The following is a 23,971-nucleotide window of genomic DNA, read 5'->3' as shown; positions in this document are numbered from 1 at the left end:
GGACTTACGGGTGTACGGGCGTTGCCGCCTCTTTTCCGAGCACTGTTGTCCACGGGCTGGCGGTCCACGACGTCACGACGCCGTTGATGACGTAGGGGTCTGCGGATGCGAAAGCCTTGGCGGCCTCGAGTGCGTTCTCGCCGGTGAAGACCAGCAGCCCCTTGAAGGGCGGTTCGCCGACGGCCCCGCCCAGCAGAAGCTCGCCGCGTTCGACTGCTTCCCACCCCGCCTTCAGGTGGTCTGCGCGGTATTTCTCGCGGGTCTCAAGGTAGTTGTCCTCATAGGTGTATTCGAGTACGGCGTGCATGGTTCCGTCCATTCGTCGAGGGGTTTCGTTCGTTGTAGAAGCAGCGTACCCAACGAGACTCAGCCGGAAACCTGCGCCACTCCAAACCGCACCCCTGCGTCCCGGAACGTGTGCACCTGCGCGGGGTGCCGCCGTCATCCGTTACCACTTGGGAGTCAGTGGAGGATGCCGAGCTGGCGGAACCGGGTGAGGTTGTCCTCGATACCCCAGGCACCGTCGATGAGCCCGTCGCGGAACGTGAAAAAGTACACCTCGTCCACCCGCTCGAACCGCCTGCCGCTCGGGGCATGCCCACGCCAGGCACCGAGATGGGTGCCCGAGCAGCGCAGCCGGGCCACCACGGTATCGCCCTCGCAAACCATCTGGACAATCTCCATGGCGGCATCCGGAAAAGACCGCAGGAACGGTTCCACCCACGCCTTGGCTTTGACCGCCGCCCGCGGAGTGTACAAACCGTCAAACGCCGCCAGATCCCCGCGGCTCATGGCTTCGACCAGCAGGGAAACGACGCGTTTGTGGTGCTCGGCCGGCTCGGTCATGGCTCCACGGTACGCGCCACGGCACGCTGCTGTCTTGGGACATTCCGGCCGGGCAAAGCAATGGCCCCGATGACAGCAGATGCTGCGATCGGGGCCATTGCCCTTTGGCGGGGAGGGCTGCCGCCAGAGAAATCCCTACGCGCGTGCCTTGGCGTGCCCCCTGGTCAGGACCAGGGCCAAAGCCACCATCCCGACGCCGAGCAGCAGGTGCAGGACGTTGTCGAAGCCGTTCAGCGGCACGAAGTTGCCTTCCGACTCCATCGGGATCACCAGGCCGTAGACGAAGAGGACCAAGTAGATGATGCCGCCGTAGAGGAGGAAGGAGCGGGCGCCCGCGGCGGTCCGGGCCAGGGCGAGGCCGGCTGCGCCGAAGAGCAGGTGGACGATGTTGTGCAGGGCCGAGACCTGGAAGAGGCCCAGCAGCATGGCCTCGGAGTGGTGGCCCGCGAAGCCGAGCTGGTTGTAGTTGCCGGTGATGCCGGGAACGAAGCCCAGGACCCCGACCAGCAGGAATACTGCGCCCACAACCATCGATGCCTTCTGGACGTTGGTGCGGGATGCCAAACCGGTGCTGGTGTGTGTTGCCATGGTGATCTCCTGAATGCGGTGTGTATTCATGGATCAGCTGGTGTTGCCGGCCGACCCAAAGGGTTACACCAGCTATTCGTGCCGTACCGCAATTCGGATGGGCGGCGTTGGATGGTTTTTGCCCGCACCAAGGCAAGGATTACGCACCATGTATCCCGCCGCCGTCGGGCTTTCCTGCGCCTCTATGCGGCGGGAGTGCTGGCTTCCACCGACGCCCAGTGCCGCCGGAGCCCCTCGGCCAGCCGTCCGGGCTCGCTCCGGTGCGGCGGGTCGAAGTGGTGGCGGTGCGGAAACACCTCCAGGTGGAAGTCCGGGAAGAAAACCCTGGACAGCCGGGCCGCGATCTCCCCGTAGTCGTCCGGATGGCTCAGGCCGCCCAGGGCGAAGAACACCGGTGCGCTGAAGGCGGCCAGCCGCGCCCTGTCCAGGTCATACTCTTTAAAGCTGCGCAGGAACGCCCTGATACCGGCGGGCCGCCGGGCCATCCACGGCGGCGGGGGACCGGGCTCCTGCGGCGGTAGGACGACGTCGGGCCTCACCTGCAGGCGCATGAAGGCGGGCATGAACTGCTCGGCGGGGAGGGCCTCCAGCTGCTCGTACTGGTTCCAATGCCGGGTGTAGGCGGGGCTCCAGTCCCAGTTGCCCGCCCAGGCGGGCTCCAGCAGGGCCAGGCTTTGCAGCCTTTCGGGGTGTTTCGCGGCGAACGCCAGTGCGACGGCGCCGCCACCCGAATAGCCGACGAGGTGGAATGTCTGCCAGCCCCGTTCGTCGGCTTCGCGGAGGACACCGTCGACCTCCGTGTCCAGGGTCCAGCCCGCGGGCGGCTCAGCAGTTTTGTAGAGCTCGAGTTCTTTGGCGACCGCCTGCACATCAGGCCCAAGGGCTTCGATCAGGGCCTTATAGGCCAAGTCCGCGGGGAGCACTGAGCCGGGAAGCAGGATGACCCGATACGGTTCCATGGCAGTACCCTACGCCCGAACCGAGTGTGCACAAGGGGGAGTGAAGCGGCTGCGATGCGGCCTTAGTTTTGGCGGGCTTAGCCACCTGCGGCGGCCACCTCAACCTGAACCCCGGCGTCCCGGAACTTCTGCACCTGCTCGGGGTCGGCGCCGTCGTCCGTCACCAACGTCCAGGGCAAAGCAAGCCGCGCCCACGCGTGGAACGGCCGCAGCCCGAGCTTGGACGCGTCGGCCAAAACATAAACGGAACGGCCACGCCGCGCCATCAGCTCCTTGAGCCGGGTCTGGGCGTGATCGGCTTCGCAGATCCCGTCCTCTGCGGTGACGGCGTCGGCACCCAGGAAAACGCGGTCGAAGCTCATCCGCTCCAGCGCCGCCTCGGCCAGCGGCCCCACGAAACTCTGCGAAACGCCCCGCAACCGGCCGCCCAGGCAGTCCACCTCGATGCCTTCGGACTCCGCCAGCTCCTGCAGGGTGTTGAGGCCCGGCGTCGTCACCGACAGGGGACTGAACCCGCGCAGCTCGTGCGCCAGGGCACCCGCGGTGGAGCCGGCGTCGAGCAGGATGTTCTCCCCGGGCTGGATCACGGACGCAGCCCAGCGGGCGATCGCGTGTTTCTGCTCGAATGCCTCGCCGGTGCGCTGCCGCAGCGACGCCTCCGGGTGCGCGCCTAGGGCCATCGCGCCGCCGTACGTGCGGGCCAGCCGGCCCTGGGAATTCAGCAGCGCCAGGTCCCGGCGGATGGTGGAGGCGGTCACCTCGAACCGGGCGGAGAGCTCCTCCACGGACGCCAGGCCGGTGGTCACGGCGAGGTGATAGATCTCCTCGCGCCGCGCGTTTGCGCTTAGCATTCCCGGTCTCCTTCCCGTGGGCATGGCGGTGGCAGTGCTACCCATGCTAGTTCCGGCCCCTCCAATAAACGGCAACGGCCGGCCAGCTGCGCTGACCGGCCGTACCAACAGGACTGACTTCAGCTACACAGCTTCCTCGCGTGCCGGAGCCAGGTCCACTGCCTGCCGCAGCGCCTCGAGCAGCGACTCGTGGTCGGCGATGTTCTTGCCCGCAATGTCGAAGGCGGTGCCGTGGTCCACGGACGTCCGCACCACAGGCAGGCCAACGGTGATGTTCACGCCGTTCTCCAGGCCGAGGACCTTGACGGGGCCGTGGCCCTGGTCGTGGTACTGCGCCACCACCAGGTCGAAGTCGCCGCGCCCGGCCAGGAAGAACAGGGTGTCGGCCGGGAGCGGGCCGAAGGCGTTGATGCCGTCCGCCTGGGCCTTCTCGATGCCCGGCTGGATCTTCTCCGCCTCTTCCCCGTACCCGAACAGTCCGTTCTCGCCGGCGTGCGGGTTGATGGCGCACACGGCGATCCGGGGGTTCTCGATCCCGGAGGTGCGCAGCAGCTCGTAGCCGCGCTTGATGGTCCGGTAGACCAGGTCGCCGTTGATCTTGGCGATCGCGTCGATGAGGCCGATGTGGGTGGTCACGTGGATGACGCGCATCTTCGGCGCGGTCAGCATCATGGACACTTCCTCGGTGCCGGTGAGCTGGGCGAGGAGCTCGGTGTGGCCGGGGAACTTGTGGCCGGCGGCGTGCAGGGCAGCCTTGTTCAAGGGCCCGGTGCAGATGGCATCCACCTGGCGGTCCATCGCCAACTGCACGGCCTTCTCGATGAAGAGGTAGGAACCGTGGCCGGCGGCGGCGGACAGCTCACCCCAGGCGAGGTCCTCCGGGATGCAGTCGATGTCCAGCACGTCGATGGTGCCCTCGTCGAACAGTGCCTCGGCCGGTGCCGACACCTTGCGAAGGGTCAGCGGGCTGGAAACGATGTCCGCGGCCAGCTGCAGCCGGCGGAGGTCGCCGATCACCAGCATCCGGGCCTTTGACCGGAGCTCCCCGTCGGCAAGGGCCTTGACGATGATTTCCGGGCCGATGCCGGCGGCATCGCCCATGGTGATCGCAACAATCGGGCGTCCCATTATTTGCTACTCATTTCAGTCGTTGTGCCAGTAAGAAATTGTGTGGTCCGGGCCAAGGTGCCCGCGTCCCCGAACGCGCCGGCCTTGGTGACCAGCAGGGGGAGGGGTTCAGGCAGGAGGCTCATGACGACGCCGGGTTCAACCTCGCCGAGGACCCTGAAGCTGCCCACGCCGAGGGCTTTCAGGACGGCCGTGGCGGTCTCCCCGCCGGTCATGACCAGGGCGTCGCAGTGGCCGATGCCCGCGGCGGTGGCACGGGCCAGGGCCTCTGCCACAACAAGTGCCTGCGACTTGTCCACGGCCCCCATCGGGTCCGGCGTCAGCACCACGTTGGTCCGGGCCATCGCCTCGGCCACCTTGCGGGGAACTTCAGCGCTGTCCAGGCCGGAGTGATCCAGCGTTACATGCTCCGCGCCGCCCGCAACCAGTGCCTCGGTCTGCTGCCGGGCGAGGCTGGAGTAGCTGCCGATCACGGTCAGGGTCCGGCTGATATGCCGGGCCTGGGTGTCCCGGGCCTGCCGTGCTTCACCCGCATCCGCGATGTGCCCGGCCAGTCCGCCCGAGCCCACCAGGAGCGTCGGGAAGTCCAGCAGTTCCGCAGCGGCGGCGATGTCCTTCAGGTCCTGGTCGGACCCGGCGTCCAGTACGACGGCGGCAATCCCACGTTCCTGCACGTCGCGCAGGTCCGCCGCCAGTTCCTCCGGGGAGCGTTCCGTCTGTCCGCTTACCGCTTCGGCGGCCAGGCCGCCGTCGGCAAGTGCTCGCGTGACGTCCCCAGCGAAGGGACCTTCGCTGTGTTGAACGCCGTTGACGTGCACCAAACCGCCGATGGTGGTCCTTCCCGTCGCGGGAAACGCGGGAGCAACGATGGCGAGTGCGCGGCCGCTGCCCTGCGCGATCTGCGCAAGTGTTACCGCGACTTCCATGCCCACGTTGCCGCGCAGCAGCGAGTCGATCTTCTTGAACACCCGGCGGTGCTGCTCCAGCGCGCGCTGCGTGGCGGCGCTTACAGCCGACGAGGCATCCGCGGGAGCCAGGTAGCGGCTCTCGGTGTTGATCGACAGGATCTGGGCCTCCGGCCAGGCGCACTCCAGGTCCAGGATTACCGAACTGGTGTGGGTGGGACCGTAGGCTGCGGCTGCATCGGCGGCGCCGGTGAGGTCATCGGCGATGATCGCCCAGCGCGGGGTGGCGTTGGTGTTCATACTGCCGCGGACACCTCGGGAGTTTCCACAGGCTGCTTGGTTTTCAGGCGCTTAGCGTACCAAGCGACCATGAGGGGGCAGCCGATGGCGGTGACCACCACGGACGCCGCCACCAGGACGGTAGCGGGTCCGGCTGCGGGAGCGTAGGCAGGGTTGGCCGCGGCGACCAGCATGGGGACGGTGGCGGCGTTGCCCGCGGTGGTGGCTGCTGCCAGGCCTGCGATGCCGGAGCCCCCGGTGAGCTTGTCAGCGAAGAACAGGACCGCGCCGCCGCCGATCAGCACGAACAGGCCAAGTCCCACACCCAGCAGACCGGCGTCGAGCACCTGCTTCAGGTTCAGGCCAAAGCCCAGCGCGAGAGCGAAGAACGGGATCAGGACAGGAGCCGCGGAGGAGAGGAACTTGCGCATCGCAGGGTCGAGGGCGCCCAGGATGGCTCCGAGGAGCAGCGGGATGATGGCGCCCACGAGTGCCTGCCACGGGAACGCGGACAAGCCGGCGACGCCGAGCGTGACCATGGTCAGGAAGGGACCCGATTCCAGCGTCATGATGGAGTAGGCCGCCACGTCCTTGGGCTTGCCATACTGGCCCATGAGTGCCATATACATGCCGCCGTTGGTGTCGTTGAGGGCCGCCAGGATGGCCAGGACCGACAGGCCGCCCAGGAGTCCGCCGTTGATGGGAAGTTCACCCAGGAACCGGCCGGCCACGACGCCGATGATGATGGCAAACAGGATCTTGCTGCCGAACAGGACGCCACCCTTTTTCAGGATGTAGGGCGTGGCCTTGATATCGATGCTGGCACCCATGCAGACGTAGAACACGGCCAGGATGGTGGTGCCGCCGGTGAAGAGCGCACCGGTGAAGGACCCGAAGAACTTGGCGGAATCCGGAGCGAAGGTGCCAAGGATGGCGCCGATGAGAAGGGGGATCAACATCATGCCGCCAGGGACTTTTTCCATGGTGGCCTTGATTGGGACAGACACGAAGCAACCTCATTGTTGGTGGGGGAGGGGGAGGTCGAGCATGGCAGCTCGAAGCATGATGTAAATCATAGCTACTGCTGCGCGTTTAGCGCAAGATCAGTTGCGCGAAACGCGCAAGCCGGCTGCTTGGCATCCAAACCGACCGTCCGCCGTCGTTATTGTCAGGGCCCGGCCCTACGCTCAGCCTGTGCCGAACTTTCCCGTTACCCGTGCCCGCGCTGACCGTGCAGTCCCAGCCGGCCGCGTCGGCTATGACCTGGATGCCGACCGTCTCCTGCTGCACACCTTCCAGACCGAGGAGGCCTTGGGCGAACTCCTGTCGACCGGGCAACTGATTCCCGACCCGAGCCGGGCGGAGCCGTTGTTCGCTGATGCCTACGGCTGGATGCTCCGGGAGATGGACCGGCGGCTGCCCACCAGTGGCGAGGGTGCCCTGTGGTTTTGGGCGCGCATTACCCGTGACTGTCTGGTGGACAGCTGCAGGAACAACCGTAGCGGGGTCCTGCTGACGTGCCGGATCCCGCGGGAGCGGGTGTTGCTTTCCCACTTCTGGGACTGGCATTGCGCTCTGAACGGATCTCCGCACGTACTCGAGCTGCCGGGTGAAAGCGACGATGACTACGCCGCGCGGCGGGAAAGGATCTGGGACGAGCTGGACGACCGCAAGCACGCAGCCGGTGTGCTTGGCAAGGGATTCCGGGAGTGGCCTGAGGATGTACGCCGGGACCTTGAGCGGGGCTGGGAGCACTTCCTTGACCCGGCGAACCTCGGCCGGTGGGATGCGGTGCAGGCAACGGCGCATATCCTCCGCGCCGAGGACGTGATGAAGGCTGTGCGGCTGACCCGGTGACTCGGCGGGGACGCGGGCAACCGCTTCCGCCGAAGATCCTGACAAGCGCGAGCGTTACATGTAACGCTGTTGTGATGAGCGTTAGCGATCGCGTCGCGCGGCACAGGGCAGCCATGCGCGAGCGGGGGTTTCGCCAGATTCAGATGTGGGTGCCTGATGCGCGAACCGATGAGTTCAAGCGTGAAGCAGAACGCCAGGCCCTCGCTGTGGCCGCCTCTGACCGTGCATCAGATGACCAGGACTTCGTGGAACAAATCTCAGAGGATTGGCCGGAGTGAACCGTGGCGGGCTGTGGACGGTGTCCTGCGGAACCTACGCCCAGAAACCGCGCCCAGCACTCATCGTTCAGGATGATCTGTTCGCTGCATCGGAATCAGTCACGTTACTTCTGCTGACCTCATACCTCTCGGATGCTCCCTTGCTCAGGCTGACAGTTGAGCCGGGCCCATTGAACGGACTTGACCGCGTCAGCCAAATCATGGTCGATAAGCTCACCACCGTCCGTCGAACCAATCTTGGGCGCAGGGTGGGCCGCATCGATTCCGAAACGATGGTGGCGGTGGAGCAGTCGTTTGCCGTCTTTCTAGGCCTGGCGCGCTGACGGCATTAATAGCCGCTCCTGTATACATGGACGACGGCGTGGTGCCCGGCAATCAAGCCGGGCACCACGCCGTCGTACTCCCCGTTGCAGCACGCGCCGGCCTTTAGGGGCGACTGCGTGCACGGGCGTGTGTCAGTCCCGCGCCAGGGAGGGCCTGCCTGAAGAAGATGCTGCTTCCGCCGCCGCACGGCGGTGGGCCGTGTGGCCTGTCACCGTGACCGCCGTCGCGATGAGGGCAGCCAATGTCAGCGCAAGCGCCAGGTGCACATGCAGCGCTGCCGCTCCGGCCAGGGCTCCAAGCATGATCAGGGCGATGGCCAGTGCGCGCCGCTGCCAGAACGTTCCCTTGCCGCCTGCCAGCCGGGAGTCGGAGGCGAGTCCGGTGATGGTGGACGTGACCACCACGGTGGTGATCTCGGCGACCTTCAGGCGTTTCGCCGTGGCGGCCTGGGTGCCCATGAGCAGGGCGAGCGCGCTGGTGACGGTGCTCCCGAGGGCGGGATCGGCCTGCACCGGAGCCAGGAGCACGAAGACCGCCAGGAGCCACAGGCCCAGCGATACGGCGGAGAGGGCGGCCGAGGTCTGCGGCGACCAGCCTTCGCCGCTGCGCCGGAGGAGCCGCCCTGCCAGGGCCGCCCCCAGCATGAAGAAGGCCAGCGCCAGGGCTGGCCGCAGCACGGGAAGGCTTGTTCCGCCGGCCATGGCCATGCCCAGCAGCACCACGTTGCCGGTCATGTTTCCGGTGAAGACGCGGTCCAGCCCGAGGTATCCCATCGCATCCACCACGCCCGTGGAGAACGTCAGGGCCAACATGAGCACCAAGTGCAGGCGGTCAGCCGACCCGAAAAAGTGTGTCTTCACGGTTTATTCTCCGATTTTCCTTGAAACAAACGTATACCAAGGTTATCTTCATAAGGCGATTGTATTCAATCTCACAATGTAGTGATCGATCCAAGGACTTGTATGAGACTCCCGTTCTGCCACCGGACGCTTCCGGGCGGCACTCCACCCAGGGCCAGAAGTGCCGTCTTCGCCGGCGGCGTTGCGGTCTTTGCGCTGGCGACGACTGCTTGCGCCCCCATCCAGCCCATCCCGGAAGCGGTAGTGCACAACGATGTGACCTCCGTGCGTATCGGCAACCAGAAAGTGGTGGAGGGCGGGGACCTGGTGATGGCCCTCTCAGCTGAACCGGATCGCCTGGACCCCACCACGTCGTCGTCCCTCTACACCCGCTACGTCATGCAGACGATGTGCCAGAAGCTCTACGACATCGATGCCAAGGGGCAAATCGTGCCGCAGCTCGCCACCAAACTGCCCGAGGTGAGCAACAACGGGCAGACGGTCACCATCCAGGTCCGGGACGATGCGGTCTTTGCCGACGGAACGAAGTTCGACGCCGAGGCCGTCCGCGCCACCCTGGACAGGGACCTCACCATGAAAGGTTCCGCCCGCAAGAGCGAGCTGGGGCCGATCAGCGGCATCACGGCCCTGAACCCCACCACGGTCCAGATCACCTACAAGAAGCCTTTTGCCCCTCTCACCGCGGCGCTCGCGGACCGGGCCGGGATGATCCTGTCGCCCACGGCCGTGGCGGCGGAAGGGGACTCCTTCGGGGACCACCCGGTGTGCGTGGGCCCGTTCAAGTTCAAGCAGCGCATCCCCCAGACCTCCATCCAGGTGGAACGGGATCCGCTGTACTACGACGCCAAGAACGTCCACCTGGACACGGTCACGTACCGGATCATGACGGACTCCAATATCCGGACCGCCAACCTGCGCTCGGGTGACGTCCAGGTGGCGGACTCCATCGCACCGCAGGACGTGGACGCGCTGGCCAAGGAACGCGGCGTCGGAGTCCTTCAGGTCGGATCGCTCGGCTACCAGGGCCTGACCATCAACCTCGGCAACACCAACGGCGTGGGCAAGCCGGTGGGGGACATCAACACCCCGTTGGCCAAGAACGCCGCCGTCCGGACTGCCCTGTCGATGTCGATCGACCGCGCAGCCCTGGTGAGCACGCTCTTCAACAACTGGTACGAGCCCGCCTGTTCTCCGGTCGCGCCGTCGAGCCCCTTCTCCTCGGACGCCAGCAAAAGCTGCCCGGCCTATGATCCTGCCAAGGCCAAGCAGATGCTGAAGGATGCCGGGGTCCCGGTGCCCTTCCCCGTCAAGGTCCAGGTCACCAACTCGCCGGACTCGCTGCGGTACGCCCAGGCGCTGCAGGCGGCAGTTGCCGACGGCGGATTCGCGCTGACCATTGCGCCCGTTGAGTACTCGACGCTGCTGGATGTCCAGAGCCACGGCAGCTTCGAGGCGCTGCTGCTGGGCTGGTCCGGCCGCGTGGACCCGCACGGCAACATGTACAACTTCCTGGCAACCGGCGGCGGCAACAACTACTCCGGCTACAGCAACCCGGCCGTGGACAAGCTCCTCACTGACGCCTCCACCACCACCGACCAGGCTGCGCGCTCAGCCATGTACGGGAAGGCCGTCCAGCAGGTGCAGGCGGACAACCCGGTGATCTACCTCTACCGGATCCACAGCCTCACCGCCTACTCCACCAAGGTGGCCGGAATCGAAACGTTCGCCGACGGTGTGGTCCACCTCAGCAACGCGGCCTTCGTGAAGAAATAAGGGACTCCCACCATGATCCGTTACCTGTCCACCCGCCTCTGGCACTCGGCCATCACCCTGGCCCTTGCCTCCGTGGTCATCTTCATTGGCATCCGCCAGCTCCCGGGCGACCCCGCCATTGCCATGGCAGGGGAGGAGGCCAGCCCTGAACAGCTGGACGCCATCCGGGCCAAGCTTGGCCTGGACCAGCCCCTTCCCGTCCAGTACTTCTCCTTCATCGGCAGGCTGCTGCAGGGAGACCTTGGAAAGTCCACCCGCACCGGAACCCCCGTGACCGACCTGCTCGGAAGCACCCTGCCGGTGACGCTGTGGCTGGCCGCCTACGCGATCGTGGTGGCCGTCGTCGCGGGCGTCCTGCTCGGCGTGGTGGCGGAGCGGTTCCGCGGCCGCTGGCCGGAATGGCTCTCCAACGGGTTTGCGCTCATCGGGCTCTCCGTCCCCAGCTTCTGGCTCGGCCTGCTCGCCATCCTGTACCTGGCCGTCAACCTTGGCTGGTTTCCGGCATCCGGATATGTCGACGTCGGCACGAACCCCGTGCGCGGCCTTTACTACCTGACGCTCCCGGCGCTGATCCTGGGCACCGGCCTCGCCGCCGTCATCCTCCGGCAGACGCGGGCATCCATGATCGAAACCATGAGCACGGACTACGTCCGCACCGCCCGCGCCAAAGGCCTGGGCGGCGGCCGGATCCTGTTCCGCTACGGGCTCCGGAACTCGCTGATCGTGGTGGTGACCATCGTTGGCCTGCAGCTGGGCGGACTGATCTCCGGCGCCGTGGTCACGGAGCGCATCTTCGCGCTGCCCGGCTTCGGCAAACTCACCCTCGATTCCGTCTTCACCCGCGACTACCCCGTGATCCAGGCCGTGGTGCTGGTCATCACCGTTGGGTACATCCTCATCAACCTTGCGGTGGACATCCTGTACTCCGTGATCAACCCGCGAATCCGAGTAGGAAGCAACTGATGGCCGTCACCGACATCCGCACCGCCGCGCCGAGCTCAGCGGGCCTGGGGTCCGGCCGCGGGCGCATCTGGAAATCACTGCGGCGGAACCCCCTGGGCATGGCCGGCGGCATCCTGCTGGCCCTCGTGGTTTTGGTCGCCCTGCTGGCACCGCTCCTCGCCCCCTACGATCCGGCGCAGGTCCACTTCGCCACCCCGTTCCAGAAGCCCGGCACCGTCGGCTTCCTGCTGGGCACCGACGACCTGGGCCGCGACATCTTCTCCCGGCTGGTCTTCGGAATCCGGTCCTCCTTTGAGGTGGGGGTGCTGGCGGTCCTGCTCTCCGTGATCATCGGAACCCCGCTGGGACTGCTGGCCGGCTACTGGAAGTGGCTGGACGCCATCATTTCCAGGCTTAACGACGTCACCCTCGCCTTCCCCTTCCTGATCATCGCGGTAGGGCTCGTGGCCATCACCGGCCCGAGCCTCGGCAACGCCGCACTGGCGATCGGCATCGCGCATATCCCCGCGATGATCCGCATCATCCGTGGCGAAACTTTGCGGATCAAGGAAAGCGACTTCGTGGTGGGCGCCAAGACCATGGACGCCTCCGGCGGGCGGATCATCTTCCAGCACATCCTTCCCAACACCGCCTCCTCGCTGATCGTGCAGGCCACCGTGATCATGCCCGCGGCCGTCATCGGCGAAGCCGTGCTGTCCTTCCTGGGCCTGGGCATCCAGCCGCCCGCACCCAGCCTGGGCATCATGCTCTCCGACGCCCAGCAGTACCTCTTCCGCTCACCCACGGCGGCCATCGTCCCCGGCCTCGGCATCGCCGCCATCTGCCTGGCCTTCAACCTGTTCGGGGACGCCCTGCGCGACGCCCTGGACCCCGCCGCCACCAGCCGAAAGAAATAACCATGACTTACACCCCTGCTGACAGCTTCACCACCCGGCCCACCCTCCAGGGCACGTTCGGCATGACCGCCTCCACCCACTGGCTCGCGACGGCGTCAGCACAGGCGGTGCTGGAACGCGGCGGCAACGCCTTCGACGCCGCCGTCGCCGGCGCCTTCGTCCTGCACGTGGTGGAACCCCACCTGAACGGCCCCGGCGGGGACATGACCGGCGTGTTCGTGACGGCCGACAACCCCTCCGAACCCGTCGTGCTCATGGGCCAGGGCCCTGCCCCCGCCGCCGCAACACGGGAACACTACCTGGCCGAAGGACTGGAACTCGTGCCCGGAGCAGGCGCGCTCGCCGCCGCCGTGCCGGCCGCCGTCGACGCTTGGCTGCTGCTCCTCAAGGACCACGGCACCTGGGAATTGGCGGACGTGCTGTCCTTTGCCATCGGCTACGCCCGCAACGGCCACCCCATCGTGGGCCGCGTGGGGACCACCATCGAAACGGTGGCGGAGCTCTTCACCGAGCACTGGCCCACCTCCGCCGCCCTCTGGATGCCGGACGGGAAAATCCCCGCGGCCGGAGACATCGTGAAGAACCCGGCGTATGCCAACGTCCTGGACCGGCTCATCGCCGCCGCAGAGGCGGACGAATCAGCCCCGCGTGAGGCCCGGATTGACGCCGCCCGCAGGGAGTGGCGCGAAGGCTTCGTGGCCAAGGCAGCCGTCAAGTTCCTCGCCACGCCCCACCGCCACTCTTCCGGCATGGACCATGCAGGCGTCATGACGGAAGCTGACTTCGCCGGATTCTCCGCCGGCTACGAACCCGCCACCACCATCCAGTTCCGCGGCCACACCATCGCCAAGACCGGTCCCTGGGGGCAGGGCCCGGCGCTGCTGCAGACCCTCGCCATCCTGGAAGGGTTCGACGACGACCGCCTGGACCCGTCCACAGCCCTCGGCGCGCACACCATCCTTGAGGCGCAAAAGCTGGCCATTGCGGACCGCGAGGCGTACTACGGCGACGCCGCTGTGCCGATGGACTACCTCCTCAGCCCCGAGTACGCCGCGGAGCGCCGGCAGCTGATCGGAGACCGGGCCTCGCACGAATTCCGGCCCGGGAACGTGCCCGGCCACGAACCTTTCGTTCCGCCGCTGCGCACGGAGTACCTCCCGCCGGCGGTGGCGGAAAACGGCGAACTTGCCTTCGCAGGGGTGGGGGAACCCACCGTGATACCCACCGGCGAAACCCGCGGGGACACCTGCCATATCGACGTGGTGGACCAATGGGGAAACATGGTCTCGGCAACGCCCTCCGGTGGCTGGCTCCAGTCATCCCCGGCCATCCCGGAACTCGGGTTCTGCCTGGGTTCGCGGCTCCAGATGACCTGGCTGGAGGACGGTGCTCCCTCCACGCTGACCGCCGGCAAGCGCCCCCGCACCACACTGACACCCACCCTGGTGCTGAAGGACGGCAAGGCGGTATCAGCCCTGGGTTCCCCCGGCGGGGACCAGCAGGACCAGTGGCAGCTGCTGTACCTGCTCCGCACCATCGTGGGCGGCTACGAACCCCAGCAGGCGGTGGACGCACCGTCCCTGCATACCACCTCCATCCCGGGATCCTTCTGGCCCCGGACCTGGACGCCGGGCGGTGCGGTGGTCGAAGACCGCCTGGGGGAAGACGTGATCGCGGAGCTCGAAGAGCGCGGCCACGTGGTCACGAGGGCCGGTGACTGGGCCCTGGGCCGGCTGTCGTCAGTGGTGAGTGATCCGGAAACGGGCGTCCTCAAGGCCGCCGCCAACCCGAGGGGAGCCCAGGGCTATGCAGCAGGACGCTAGGCAACACGAAAACACGCTGCTTTCGGTCCGGGACCTGGAGGTCAGCTACGGCGGCAACCCGGTCCTGCATAAGGTCTCCTTCGACCTGAAGAAGGGCGAGCGGGTGGCGATCGTCGGCCAGTCAGGGTCCGGCAAGTCCACCGTGGTCGCCGCCATCCTGGGGCTGCTGTCCGGCGCCGGCCGCATTTCCGGGGGCTCCATCCTGCTCAACGGGGAAGACCTCGCGGACGCCTCCGAAAAGGACCTGCGCGGCATCCGGGGCAAGAAGATCGGGCTTGTCCCGCAGGACCCCATGTCCAACCTGAACCCCTCCATGAAGGTGGGCGCACAGATCGCAGACGCGCTGGCAAGCAACGGCATGCGCGGCCGGGAGGCCATCAAGCAGCGGGCTGTGGAACTCATGACCGAAGCCGGGATACGGGACGCCGAACGCCGGTACGACCAGTACCCGCACGAGTTCTCCGGCGGCATGCGCCAGCGCGTGCTGATCGCCATTTCCCTGGCCGGTGAGCCGGACCTGCTGATCGCCGACGAGCCGACGTCCGCCCTGGACGTCACCGTCCAGCGGCAGATCCTGAACCACCTCCAGACGCTGGTGGACGCCCGCGGCACCTCCCTGCTGTTCGTCACGCACGACCTGGGGCTGGCGGGGGACCGGACGGACCGGATCATCGTCATGGCCGAAGGCCGGATCGTGGAAACCGGCACCCCTTGGGAGGTGCTGCTGAACCCACAGGAGGACTACACGCGGCGGCTGGTGGCCGCCGCCCCCTCGGCAAGCCTTGCCGCCGACCCGACGTCGGCTCCTATGGCGGAGCGGCAGGGCCCGGAACCGGTGCTGTCGGTCAGGAATCTGGCCAAGGAGTTCAAGCTGCGCGGCCAGCGCGGCCGCCGCATCCAGGCCGTGGACAACGTCTCCTTCGACGTCCAGCGCGGTACCACCACCGCAATCGTTGGCGAATCCGGATCGGGCAAGTCCACTGTTGCGCGCATCATCCTGGGCCTGGAGACACCCACCGCAGGGGTGGCCTTGATCAAGGGGGAGAGTATCGCCACGAGCGATCCACGCACCCGCAGCGCCTTGCGCCGCATCGCGCAGCCCGTCTTCCAGGACCCGTACGGGTCCCTGGATCCCACCTTCAGCATCGAGCGGTTGATTGATGAGCCGCTGCGGATCTTCAAGGTGGGGACGCGGGAGAGCAGGCGCGAACGGGTTGCTGAACTGCTGGACCAGGTGGCGCTGCCGCGGACCGTTGCCCAGCGCAGGCCGCACGAACTCTCCGGTGGCCAGCGCCAGCGGGTAGCCATCGCCCGGGCCCTGGCGCTGGAGCCGGAACTGCTGATCCTGGACGAGGCCGTCTCGGCCCTGGACGTCCTGGTCCAGGAGCAGATCCTCGACCTGCTGGGGGACCTGCAGGATAGGCTGGGCCTGACCTACCTCTTCATCACGCACGACCTGGCTGTTGTCCGCCAGATCGCGCACAACGTGGTGGTCATGAAAACAGGAAAAGTGGTTGAAGCAGGCAGCGTGGACCAGGTCTTCCTGGCGCCCTCGGCCGACTACACCAGAGAACTACTTGGAGCGATACCCGGTGCAGCCTTCGCTAGTTAACGGTGATTCGACCCCACGGGCCCGCGTGCAGGACGAGATCCGGCGCGACATCATCTTCGGGACGCTGCCCGCCGGGACCAGGATCACCGAGGCTTCACTGGCCGCGAAATACGGGATATCCCGGGTTCCGGTCCGGGAAGCACTGCGGGCCCTTGAGGTGGAGGGCTTCGTTGAGTCGAAGCCCTTCGCCGGGTCCACGGTGTCGGAGATTCCGGTGGACGACGCCGATGACCTGTTCGCGGTGCGCGAGGCGCTCGAAGCGGCAACAGCCCGCCGGGCTGCCCGGCGGGCTGCAGCCCACTTTTCCTCCGGAGGTCCGGATTCACACTGGTGGGAGACGCGGCGGGAACTGGCCGCAATCCTGGACGAGGGCGACGAAGCGGTTGGCAGCGGCCAGGTGGAGCTGCTGCCTGAGCTCAATATCCGCTTCCACCTGGGGATCGCCGAACTCAGCCGCAGTTCATCCTTGACGGCGCTGCTCCGCCAGATCGCCGGCAAAATCGAGTGGCTTTACGCCGCGGACGTCGGCTCCCGTGGCATCCGGTCCTGGGCCGAACACCGGGGCATCATGGCCGCGATCGACGCCGGCAATGCGCAGGCAGCCGAGCAGGAGATGGGTGCCCACGTCCACGGGTCCCGGCTCGGGTACCTTAGCCGCTTCACGGAAAAGGACGGCTGAGCGTCAACCCCCGGCTGTCTGGCTCCGCTATCGTCGCGGTTTCATGCCACCGTTGCCTTTGTGCCTCGACCGGCCTTGACGGGCTCTGACATTTCCCCAGCTGCACATTCGTGCAAACGCCAGTGAGCGGGCGGACCCGCTGCACGGGCAGCTTCAAACGCTACTCACCAGTAACAACGGCTCCCTCCAGGCCTTTGAGGCGGGGGAGAATGCCCAGCCTAAAAGGGCCCGTTTGGCCGCACGTTCGTGCAGTTCCGCTGCGGAGGAGGACCAGCGCTGCCAGCATGGAAACCCCGGCCGGAACTGGCGGGCACCCCCAAGACCATCAGTCCCGGCCGCCCCCAGGACAGACGAACAAAGAGGTTTCCATGTCATTGCTTACCCGGGCCCTGTCCGTGGCCGCCGCCGCAGTCCTCGCCTCATCCCTCGCAACCGCTCCCGCCCAGGCCGTCGACGTCTCCCCGCCCGGAGCCAACGACTGGTCCTGCAAACCGTCCGCCGCGCACCCGTATCCTGTGGTCCTGGTGCCTGGAACGTTCGAGAGCATGGAAAAGAACTGGTCCACCCTGTCGCCGTACCTCAAGAGCCAGGGGTATTGCGTCTTCGCCCTCAACTACGGCGAAACGAACGGCGTTTACGCCACCGCACCGGTCACCGAATCCGCCAAGCAGCTCTCTCCGTTCGTGGACGCCGTCCGCTCCGCCACCGGGGCCAGACAGGTGGATCTTGTGGGCCACAGCCAGGGCGGCATGATGCCCCGGTACTACATGGGCTTCCTGGGTGGCGCCAAGTACGTTCATCAGCTGGTGGGCGTTGCCCCGTCCAACCACGGCACCAAGGGCGTGATCCTCCCGCCGCCGGACCTGGTGCCCACGCCCGACTACACCGCCGCCGGCTGTGCCGCCTGCGCCGACCAGCAGGCAGGCTCGCCGTTCATGCAGACGCTCAATGCAGCCGGCGATACCGTCGCCGGTCCGGCTTATACCGTCATCTCCACCATCCACGACGAGGTGGTGATCCCCTACAACAGCCAGTTCCTGAACGGCTCCGCGCGGCAGGTCACCAACATCACCATCCAGGACAAGTGCCCGGCCGACGTCTTCGAACACGACCAGACCCCGAATGATCCCGTGGTGCACCAGCTCGTGGCCAACGCACTGGCCCAGCCTTCCGGTCCCGCGGACCCCGCCTACCAGCCCGTCTGCCTCTAGCAGGGGAGCTCAACTATAAAGCATAACGGCGGCGGGAGGCCGGCCCACAAAGCCGGCCTCCCGCCGTCGTCAGTTCCTGAACCGCCAGGCAACCGGGCTCAGCTGATGTTCTCCGGGACCGTGCGCGCGGTGGCGATGGTGTGCGGTACGGTCACGAGCGCCACCACAGCCAGGGCGCCGGCGGCGGCGAACGCGTAGAAACCCCACGGGTACGCGATGCCGGCGGCAACCAGGCTGCCGGTCACGGCAGGTCCGGCGATGGCGCCCACGCGACCCACGCCGGCGGCGAAACCGAGGGCGGTGGCGCGCAGCCGGGCCGGGAACAGCTGGCTCACCCAGGCGTAGACGAGCACCTGGGAGCTGAAGACGAACACTCCCGTGACGAAGACGAGGGCGTTGAGCAGGATGGCGTTGTCAACCTTGACGCTGAGGAGGGCAAGGCACACGGCCGACAGGCCGAACCAGAGCAGCACGATGGGCTTGGTTCCGTGCCGGTCGGCCAGGATGCCTGCGATGATGAGGCCTGCCACGGCGCCGAGGTTCAGTACGAGGAGCAGGGAAAGGCCCGCGCTGACGGGGTAGCCGGCGGACGCCATGAGCTGCGGCAGCCAGGTGTTCAGGCCGTAGACCAGCAGGAGCCCCATGAACGAGGCGGCAGCGATGGCCACGGCCACCAGGGGGTACGGCTTCTTCGCCAGGTCGCGGAAGCCGGTCTGCTCCTGTTTCTTGGCGGCCAGCTCCGACGGAAGGGTCTCCGGCAGCTTGAACCACAGGAAGGGCACAAGGGCCAGGCCCGCCAGGCCTCCCACCACGAACATGGTGCGCCAGTCGGGAATGACCATCAGCGCCAGGAAGGCCGTCGCCACCGCGCCTGCGTGGTAGCCGGTCATGGTCCGGGTGGTTGACTTGCCTGCGGAGCCGGCCGGTGCGTAATCGTTCATGTAGGCCAGGGCGGCCGGCAGGCAGGCGCCCAGCCCGAGGCCAGCCAGCAGCCGGAAAGCGCTGAACACCGCCACGTTGGGAGCCCACACCACCGAGATGGTGAAGATCGAGAACCAGAGCACGCAGACAACCAGGAGCTTGCGGTGCCCGAAGCGGTCCGACAGCGGTGCGATGAAGAGCGCCCCGAGGCCGACGCCCACAAGGGAGATTGTTGCGGCCAGCGTGGCGCCCACCGCGTCGAAGCCGAGCTCGCCGGTCTTGATGAGCGTGGGAATGACGGTGCCAAGCACCACCAGGTCAAAGCCGTCGAGGACCATGGCCAGCCAGCAGAGCCAGACCGGCCACCGGGACGCGCGGGTGGAAGGGGGAGTAGTCATGTAATCCTCATCGATCAGGGAAGTGGGAGAAACAGGCCGTTCCGCGAGCCCCGTCACAGGGAAGGGTGATCCACGGCATGGTTTCGCATTGGAGACTACCTCCAAGTTCATTGCACGCACAAATGTTCGTTATGCGAACGAAAGCAGCCAGTAGTCACTGCCGGAAAAGATTAGCGACCACAGCCCTGTTCAGCTGTTACTGGTGGGGCGCAAGATAAGCGCATGAAGAAAGTAGCCTTATCCGGTCTTGGAGTGGTGGTGATGGTGTTCGGCGGCATCACCGTTGTCGTTCCGGGCAACGCTGCCGTGCCCGCATCACCCGTGGCGGGACAAATCATGGTCAAATTCCGCGACGACGCCGCGGCAGCCGGAGTGCTCGGCCAGCAGGGCCTCAGCGACGGCCCCCCGATTGGCAGCACCGGAGCCCACCTCGTCAAAGTGCCGTCCGGGAAGGAGCTCCAACTCGCCGGTGCGCTGGGCCGGAACCCGGCCGTTGAATACGCCGAACCGGACCAACTGGTTACCGCTGCCACGGCCGACCCGTACTTCGACCGCCAGTACGCCCTCCAGAACGTGGGGCAATCCTTCACGAACACCGCCGGAACGGTAACGGTGGCCGCAGGCAGGAACGACGCCGACGTGGACGCCGTCGAGGCATGGAACGTCACCACCGGCGGGGGTACCCGGGTGGCCATCATCGATTCCGGGGTAGCCGCGGACAACGACGACATCTCGCCGCAGGTTGCCGAACGGGTCAACTTCAGCGACAAGACCATCCTTGGTCCGGACGATTACGACAGGTACGGCCATGGCACCCACGTTGCGGGCATCGTGGCGGCCATTGCCAACAACTCCGCCGGCGTCGCCGGCGTCTGCCCGGGCTGCAGCATTCTGGACGTCAAGGTGCTCAACGACAGCGGAGCCGGCTCCTCCGCGGGCATCGCCAAGGGCATTGACTGGGCGGCCACCCACGGAGCGAAGGTGATCAACATGAGCCTGGGGCAACGGGTTTCTTCCCGCACCCTCGAGGCTGCCGTTAACAACGCCTGGAACCAGGGTGTGGTGATCGTTGCCGCCGCCGGCAACGCCGGGACCCAGGCCCAGGTGTACCCCGGCGCCTATCCGAACGTTATCGCCGTCGCCGCGACTGACAATAATGACGCCAAGGCATCCTTCTCCAGCTACGGCAAATGGGTGGACGTTGCAGCGCCTGGCGTCAGCGTGTATTCGACCTTCCCCAACCATCCGTTCGCGCTGGAGACTCAGTACGGCAGCTCCGAGGGCTATGACATCCTCAGCGGCACCTCGATGGCGTCACCGATCGTTGCCGCTACCGCCGCGCTTGTTTGGAGCACGACGGCGGGCACGTCGAACACCGCCGTCCGCACCAAAGTCGAATCTTCGGCCGACCCCATTCCGGGGACGGGATCGTACTGGGCCCATGGCCGGGTGAACGCCTGCAGGGCAGTCGGAGCCCTGGCTTGTTGAGCGCGGCAAGCCGGGGGAGAGGCACCGTCCTCCGATGTGCAGGGGCCGCGGTGGCCGCGGCCCTCCTGGCGATCGCCGCTGCGGGGTGCAACAGCACGCCGCAACCCCCCGACCAACAGTCACCGGTGCCGGATGTCCAGATTGCCGCTGTTGGCGATATGAACCCCGACCATAATGTTGACCCCGACAGTCCGTCCGGCCGCAACGGTGCGGCGATTGCCCGGCTCGTCGGGAACAACGAGATTGACGCGTTCATGGGACTGGGGGACTTCCAGTACAGCACCGCGCACTGCGAGGACTATGTGAACTACTGGAAGCCGCTGTGGGGCGGCACCATGCCCAAGTTGTACTGGATATCCGCCCCGAACCACGATTGGGAACCGGGCCGCAACGAGGACCTGGACGACTTCATGAACGGCCAATGCCCCGGATCGTCCGCGAAGGCTGCGATCAACCAGCAGCGTGGATTCATCCCGAACGGGCAACCGTATTCGAAGGACTTCGGAAAGTGGCACTTCGCCTTCCTATCATCCGCGTTGTGGCGGTACGACCCCTCGCAGGCTGCGGCGGCCACCGCCTGGCTGGACAAGGACCTCGCTGCCGCCCAGGCCGCGGGCCAGCACCTGGCGGTGGTTTACCACGAACCGTACTTCACCTCCGACACGAGCGAACACGGGCGGGCTGGTGACCAAAAGCCGTGGATTGATGTGATGTGGAAGTACCGGGTCCGGCTGACCCTGTCAGGTTCGCAGCACAACTACGAGAGGTCCTGCCCCGTGAACAACGCGGACAAGTGCGTCGATGACGGGATGACGGCCTTCCAGGTTTCCACCGGAGGCATCGATACCCGGCCCTTCACCAGCAAGCCGACATACATCGCAAAGCGGTTCAGCGACTCCCGCGGGTTCCTCCGGCTGACGCTTCACGGCGACGGTTCATTCGACTGGAACTTTGTGGCAACCACCGGGTCCAATACGGATTCGGGGACCCGCTCCGCGCCGTGACCATGCCCCGGCATCCGTGCCTGGGCACCATGCTTGGGACTTTTACCCCTATCCGGGCTGGCCTGGGCCGGGCAAAGATGGCCCCCATGAGAAGACTCTTTACTGCTGGTCTCGCGGCTGGTTGCATGGTGGTTGGCCCTGTCCCGCTTGCCTTCCCCGCCGAGCCGGCGGGAGGGATGCCACCAGCTGCGGGACAAGTCATCATCAAGTTCCGCGACGACGGTGCTGCCGCCGGCGTATTGAGGCAGCATGGCCTCGCTGGTGGGCTGCCCGTTGGCAGTACGGGTGCCGAGCTGGTCAGCGTCCCTGCCGGCAGTGAACGCCGGCTCATCGAGGCACTCAGCCGGGACCCCGCCGTCGAATATGCCGAACCGGACCAGCCGGTGGACGCCGCCACCTCAGACCAGTACTTTCCCCGGCAGTATGCCCTGCAGAACGACGGCCAATCGTTCACCAACGCCAAGGGCGACATCACAGTCCCGGCGGGCACGCCGGACGCCGACGTGGATGCCGTGGAAGCATGGAACACCACTACCGGCAGCGGCATCAAAGTCGCCGTGCTGGATTCCGGAGTCGCCAGCGACAACCCGGACATCGCTCCGAAGGTGGTGGCCCGTGCCAACTTCAGCGGCTCCGCCACCAAGGCCGGGGACCCCGTGGCCGAGGATTACTACGGCCACGGCACCCATGTGGCAGGCAACATCGCCGCTACCGTGAACAACACCATCGGCGTGGCAGGGGTCTGCCCGGGCTGCACCATCCTGGCGGGCAAGGTCCTCGACGACAGTGGGGTCGGTTCCAGCTCCAGCCTGGCAAGCGGCATCGACTGGGCAGTCAGCAACGGCGCCAAAGTGATCAACATGAGCCTGGGCGTGCGGGCGTCGCGGACCCTTGAAACCGCCGTCAACAACGCCTGGAGCAAGGGCGTGGTGCTGGTGGCCGCGGCAGGCAACGGCGGCAACCAGACCAAGATCTACCCGGGCGCCTACACGCACGTCATCGCGGTGGGCGCCACGGACAACAACGACGCCAAGGCATCGTTCTCCACCTACGGCGCCGGCTGGGTGGACATCGCGGCTCCCGGCGTGAACGTCTACTCCACCTTCCCCAACCACCCGTTCGTCCTGGCCACCCAGAACAACCGCTCACAGGGTTACGACGTGGGCAACGGAAGCTCGATGTCCTCAGCCATCGTCGCAGGAGCGGCAGCGCTGGCCTGGAGCTCACATCCCGGTGCCACGAACACCTCAATCCGCGCAGACGTCGAGTCCACTGCTGACGAGGTTCCCGGCACCGGCACCTACTGGGCATACGGCCGGGTCAACGCCAACAGTGCGGTCAAATAGTGGCCGGTTGGTTCATGGCCCGGCACGGGGCACAGGCCTTTGGGGGCCTCGCCCCACCAGCCAGGGAAAGAAGGCATCATGCCCCGCGCTTCCGTCATTACGGGCTCCGCATCCGGCATCGGCAAGGCAACAAAGGAGTTGCTCGAGCAGCGCGGTGAACGCGTCATCGGCGTGGATCTCCATGACGCCGAGGTGGTGGCCGACCTCTCCACCGCTGAAGGCCGCACCGGCGTGGTGGACGCCGTAAGGAAAGTCAGCGGCGGCAGGATCGACGCCATCTACGCGAACGCAGGCCTTGCGTTGCCGGATCCCGCCACGGTGGCCGTGAATTTTTTCGGGACCGTCGCAACGCTTGAAGGGCTCCGGCCGCTGCTGCAGGGATCGGAAGCTCCGCGCGCCGTCCTGGTCTCATCCATGGCTGCCCTGATGGCCAGTGACGATGAGCTGGTTGCGCTGCTGGCCCCCGGGGACGAGCAGCCGGCCCTGGCACGCGCGGGGGTCCTGGCGAAGGAACCGGCCACCACTGGCCGGCTCATTTACGCGTCCACCAAGCTGGCGCTCTCCCGGTGGGTCCGCCGCCAGGCGGCCACTGCGGAGTGGGCCGGTGCCGGGATCCCGCTGAATGCCGTGTCACCCGGTGTCATCGCCACGCCGATGACAGCGGACCTGATCGCCACAGAAGAGGAGCGGGAGTCTCTGCTGAAGGTGGTCCCGATGCCGCTGAACGGCATCGCCGAGCCCATCGTCGTTGCCCGGCTGCTGGCCTGGCTCAACAGCGTGGAAAACACGCACCTGTGCGGGCAGATAGTCTACGTGGATGGCGGCAGCGACGCCGTCCTGCGCGGGGACTCCGTCTGGTAAGGGATGCGAACAGCCCCTAGCTGATGGCGATCATGACGTTCCAGCCGTCGCCGACTTTGATGCGCCAGCCGAAGAGGCCGTTGCCTAGGCCGGGGTAGGTCCAGAGGGTGCCGTTGGTGTC

Annotated in this window: 24 protein-coding genes; 14 read left to right on the top strand and 10 right to left on the bottom strand. The window is 66.7% G+C overall.

All coding sequences use genetic code 11. From position 1 onward, the window contains the following. Nucleotides 1-4: 4 nt before the first annotated feature. From J7I84_RS20300 to J7I84_RS20265, 8 genes are all read right to left on the bottom strand, one after another. Nucleotides 5-307: a YciI-like protein gene (locus J7I84_RS20300; RefSeq protein WP_214946339.1), complete on the bottom strand. Its 303-nt coding sequence runs from the start codon at nt 305-307 to the stop codon at nt 5-7. 155 nt (nt 308-462) lie between these two features. Beyond that, nucleotides 463-846: an ester cyclase gene (locus J7I84_RS20295; protein WP_214946326.1), complete on the bottom strand. Its 384-nt coding sequence runs from the start codon at nt 844-846 to the stop codon at nt 463-465. A gap of 135 nt (nt 847-981) precedes the next feature. Next, a complete protein-coding gene (locus J7I84_RS20290; RefSeq protein ID WP_214946325.1) occupies nt 982-1,434 on the bottom strand; it encodes a DUF4383 domain-containing protein in 453 nt (150 codons plus the stop codon). 182 nt (nt 1,435-1,616) lie between these two features. Beyond that, on the bottom strand, nt 1,617-2,393 hold the full coding sequence (locus tag J7I84_RS20285; protein ID WP_214946324.1) for an alpha/beta fold hydrolase: 777 nt from the start codon (nt 2,391-2,393) through the stop codon (nt 1,617-1,619). 77 nt (nt 2,394-2,470) lie between these two features. Further along, complete coding sequence (locus J7I84_RS20280) at nt 2,471-3,244, bottom strand: DeoR/GlpR family DNA-binding transcription regulator (RefSeq protein WP_214946323.1); 774 nt, start codon at nt 3,242-3,244, stop codon at nt 2,471-2,473. A 123-nt stretch (nt 3,245-3,367) separates the two neighbouring features. Then, a complete protein-coding gene (pdxA, locus tag J7I84_RS20275) occupies nt 3,368-4,372 on the bottom strand; it encodes a 4-hydroxythreonine-4-phosphate dehydrogenase PdxA (protein WP_214946322.1) in 1,005 nt (334 codons plus the stop codon). Next, entirely contained in the window at nt 4,372-5,577 is a 1,206-nt protein-coding gene (locus tag J7I84_RS20270; protein WP_214946321.1) for a four-carbon acid sugar kinase family protein, read from the bottom strand. Before J7I84_RS20270 ends, pdxA begins: the two co-directional genes overlap by 1 nt. Further along, nucleotides 5,574-6,563 (bottom strand): 2-keto-3-deoxygluconate permease, encoded by a 990-nt coding sequence (locus tag J7I84_RS20265; protein WP_214946320.1) that lies wholly within the window; start codon nt 6,561-6,563, stop codon nt 5,574-5,576. Before J7I84_RS20265 ends, J7I84_RS20270 begins: the two co-directional genes overlap by 4 nt. Before the next feature lie 187 nt (nt 6,564-6,750). On the opposite strand from J7I84_RS20265, the gene J7I84_RS20260 reads away from it, so the two are divergent. The 3 genes from J7I84_RS20260 (at nt 6,751) to J7I84_RS20250 (ending at nt 8,014) form a co-directional block, all read left to right on the top strand. Then, nucleotides 6,751-7,413, top strand: a complete 663-nt coding sequence (locus J7I84_RS20260) for a DUF3841 domain-containing protein (RefSeq protein ID WP_214946319.1) — start codon at nt 6,751-6,753, stop codon at nt 7,411-7,413. 74 nt (nt 7,414-7,487) lie between these two features. Continuing rightward, entirely contained in the window at nt 7,488-7,691 is a 204-nt protein-coding gene (locus tag J7I84_RS20255) for an antitoxin MazE family protein (protein ID WP_214946318.1), read from the top strand. After that, nucleotides 7,688-8,014 carry a type II toxin-antitoxin system PemK/MazF family toxin gene (locus tag J7I84_RS20250; RefSeq protein WP_214946317.1) on the top strand — a complete coding sequence of 109 codons (327 nt, stop codon included), beginning with the start codon at nt 7,688-7,690 and terminating at the stop codon, nt 8,012-8,014. Before J7I84_RS20255 ends, J7I84_RS20250 begins: the two co-directional genes overlap by 4 nt. A gap of 132 nt (nt 8,015-8,146) precedes the next feature. On the opposite strand, the gene J7I84_RS20245 is transcribed toward J7I84_RS20250, so the two are convergent. Next, nucleotides 8,147-8,875: a YoaK family protein gene (locus J7I84_RS20245; RefSeq protein WP_311381179.1), complete on the bottom strand. Its 729-nt coding sequence runs from the start codon at nt 8,873-8,875 to the stop codon at nt 8,147-8,149. Nucleotides 8,876-8,977: 102 nt separating this feature from the next. Between J7I84_RS20245 and J7I84_RS20240 the strand changes: the two genes are divergently transcribed. The 7 genes from J7I84_RS20240 (at nt 8,978) to J7I84_RS20210 (ending at nt 17,832) form a co-directional block, all read left to right on the top strand. Next, on the top strand, nt 8,978-10,648 hold the full coding sequence (locus J7I84_RS20240) for an ABC transporter substrate-binding protein (RefSeq protein WP_214946316.1): 1,671 nt from the start codon (nt 8,978-8,980) through the stop codon (nt 10,646-10,648). Nucleotides 10,649-10,660: 12 nt separating this feature from the next. Then, the gene (locus J7I84_RS20235) at nt 10,661-11,611 is read left to right on the top strand and encodes an ABC transporter permease (RefSeq protein WP_214946315.1); all 951 of its coding nucleotides are present in this window, start codon (nt 10,661-10,663) and stop codon (nt 11,609-11,611) included. Continuing rightward, the gene (locus tag J7I84_RS20230; RefSeq protein WP_214946314.1) at nt 11,611-12,507 is read left to right on the top strand and encodes an ABC transporter permease; all 897 of its coding nucleotides are present in this window, start codon (nt 11,611-11,613) and stop codon (nt 12,505-12,507) included. The genes J7I84_RS20235 and J7I84_RS20230 overlap by 1 nt, the downstream gene beginning before the upstream one ends. Nucleotides 12,508-12,509: 2 nt before the next feature. Then, nucleotides 12,510-14,330, top strand: a complete 1,821-nt coding sequence (locus J7I84_RS20225) for a gamma-glutamyltransferase family protein (RefSeq protein ID WP_214946313.1) — start codon at nt 12,510-12,512, stop codon at nt 14,328-14,330. Then, the gene (locus J7I84_RS20220; protein ID WP_214946312.1) at nt 14,314-15,942 is read left to right on the top strand and encodes an ABC transporter ATP-binding protein; all 1,629 of its coding nucleotides are present in this window, start codon (nt 14,314-14,316) and stop codon (nt 15,940-15,942) included. Before J7I84_RS20225 ends, J7I84_RS20220 begins: the two co-directional genes overlap by 17 nt. Then, nucleotides 15,923-16,621, top strand: coding sequence for a GntR family transcriptional regulator (locus J7I84_RS20215; RefSeq protein WP_311381178.1), 699 nt, complete (start codon nt 15,923-15,925; stop codon nt 16,619-16,621). The genes J7I84_RS20220 and J7I84_RS20215 overlap by 20 nt, the downstream gene beginning before the upstream one ends. Nucleotides 16,622-16,989: 368 nt before the next feature. Continuing rightward, on the top strand, nt 16,990-17,832 hold the full coding sequence (locus J7I84_RS20210) for a triacylglycerol lipase (RefSeq protein ID WP_214946311.1): 843 nt from the start codon (nt 16,990-16,992) through the stop codon (nt 17,830-17,832). Nucleotides 17,833-17,930: 98 nt separating this feature from the next. Here the strand turns inward: J7I84_RS20210 and J7I84_RS20205 are convergent, their stop codons facing one another. Then, nucleotides 17,931-19,151, bottom strand: a complete 1,221-nt coding sequence (locus J7I84_RS20205; RefSeq protein WP_214946310.1) for an aromatic acid/H+ symport family MFS transporter — start codon at nt 19,149-19,151, stop codon at nt 17,931-17,933. A 222-nt stretch (nt 19,152-19,373) separates the two neighbouring features. On the opposite strand from J7I84_RS20205, the gene J7I84_RS20200 reads away from it, so the two are divergent. The 4 genes from J7I84_RS20200 (at nt 19,374) to J7I84_RS20185 (ending at nt 23,850) form a co-directional block, all read left to right on the top strand. After that, nucleotides 19,374-20,639 (top strand): S8 family serine peptidase, encoded by a 1,266-nt coding sequence (locus J7I84_RS20200; RefSeq protein WP_214946309.1) that lies wholly within the window; start codon nt 19,374-19,376, stop codon nt 20,637-20,639. 158 nt (nt 20,640-20,797) lie between these two features. Further along, nucleotides 20,798-21,643 (top strand): metallophosphoesterase, encoded by an 846-nt coding sequence (locus J7I84_RS20195; RefSeq protein WP_251046880.1) that lies wholly within the window; start codon nt 20,798-20,800, stop codon nt 21,641-21,643. 86 nt (nt 21,644-21,729) lie between these two features. Next, entirely contained in the window at nt 21,730-22,989 is a 1,260-nt protein-coding gene (locus tag J7I84_RS20190; protein ID WP_214946307.1) for a S8 family serine peptidase, read from the top strand. Between the two features lie 78 nt (nt 22,990-23,067). After that, nucleotides 23,068-23,850, top strand: a complete 783-nt coding sequence (locus tag J7I84_RS20185; RefSeq protein ID WP_214946306.1) for an SDR family oxidoreductase — start codon at nt 23,068-23,070, stop codon at nt 23,848-23,850. Nucleotides 23,851-23,971 lie beyond the last annotated feature (121 nt).

Source organism: Arthrobacter sp. ISL-85, from assembly GCF_018613675.1.
Classification (GTDB): Bacteria; Actinomycetota; Actinomycetes; order Actinomycetales; family Micrococcaceae; genus Arthrobacter.
This window is presented reverse-complemented; position numbering and strand designations above follow the sequence as displayed.

Bases quoted from the DNA above. Each gene is read 5' to 3' on its own strand.
- J7I84_RS20290 (WP_214946325.1), bottom strand. From the start codon at position 1,434: ATGGCAACACACACCAGCACCGGTTTGGCATCCCGCACCAACGTCCAG.
- pdxA (WP_214946322.1), bottom strand. From the start codon at position 4,372: ATGGGACGCCCGATTGTTGCGATCACCATGGGCGATGCCGCCGGCATC.
- J7I84_RS20225 (WP_214946313.1), top strand. From the start codon at position 12,510: ATGACTTACACCCCTGCTGACAGCTTCACCACCCGGCCCACCCTCCAG.
- J7I84_RS20205 (WP_214946310.1), bottom strand. From the start codon at position 19,151: ATGACTACTCCCCCTTCCACCCGCGCGTCCCGGTGGCCGGTCTGGCTC.
- J7I84_RS20270 (WP_214946321.1), bottom strand. From the start codon at position 5,577: ATGAACACCAACGCCACCCCGCGCTGGGCGATCATCGCCGATGACCTC.
- J7I84_RS20300 (WP_214946339.1), bottom strand. From the start codon at position 307: ATGCACGCCGTACTCGAATACACCTATGAGGACAACTACCTTGAGACC.
- J7I84_RS20210 (WP_214946311.1), top strand. From the start codon at position 16,990: ATGTCATTGCTTACCCGGGCCCTGTCCGTGGCCGCCGCCGCAGTCCTC.
- J7I84_RS20240 (WP_214946316.1), top strand. From the start codon at position 8,978: ATGAGACTCCCGTTCTGCCACCGGACGCTTCCGGGCGGCACTCCACCC.
- J7I84_RS20195 (WP_251046880.1), top strand. From the start codon at position 20,798: ATGAACCCCGACCATAATGTTGACCCCGACAGTCCGTCCGGCCGCAAC.
- J7I84_RS20200 (WP_214946309.1), top strand. From the start codon at position 19,374: ATGAAGAAAGTAGCCTTATCCGGTCTTGGAGTGGTGGTGATGGTGTTC.
- J7I84_RS20220 (WP_214946312.1), top strand. From the start codon at position 14,314: ATGCAGCAGGACGCTAGGCAACACGAAAACACGCTGCTTTCGGTCCGG.
- J7I84_RS20235 (WP_214946315.1), top strand. From the start codon at position 10,661: ATGATCCGTTACCTGTCCACCCGCCTCTGGCACTCGGCCATCACCCTG.
- J7I84_RS20230 (WP_214946314.1), top strand. From the start codon at position 11,611: ATGGCCGTCACCGACATCCGCACCGCCGCGCCGAGCTCAGCGGGCCTG.
- J7I84_RS20185 (WP_214946306.1), top strand. From the start codon at position 23,068: ATGCCCCGCGCTTCCGTCATTACGGGCTCCGCATCCGGCATCGGCAAG.
- J7I84_RS20285 (WP_214946324.1), bottom strand. From the start codon at position 2,393: ATGGAACCGTATCGGGTCATCCTGCTTCCCGGCTCAGTGCTCCCCGCG.
- J7I84_RS20295 (WP_214946326.1), bottom strand. From the start codon at position 846: ATGACCGAGCCGGCCGAGCACCACAAACGCGTCGTTTCCCTGCTGGTC.
- J7I84_RS20280 (WP_214946323.1), bottom strand. From the start codon at position 3,244: ATGCTAAGCGCAAACGCGCGGCGCGAGGAGATCTATCACCTCGCCGTG.
- J7I84_RS20255 (WP_214946318.1), top strand. From the start codon at position 7,488: ATGAGCGTTAGCGATCGCGTCGCGCGGCACAGGGCAGCCATGCGCGAG.
- J7I84_RS20190 (WP_214946307.1), top strand. From the start codon at position 21,730: ATGAGAAGACTCTTTACTGCTGGTCTCGCGGCTGGTTGCATGGTGGTT.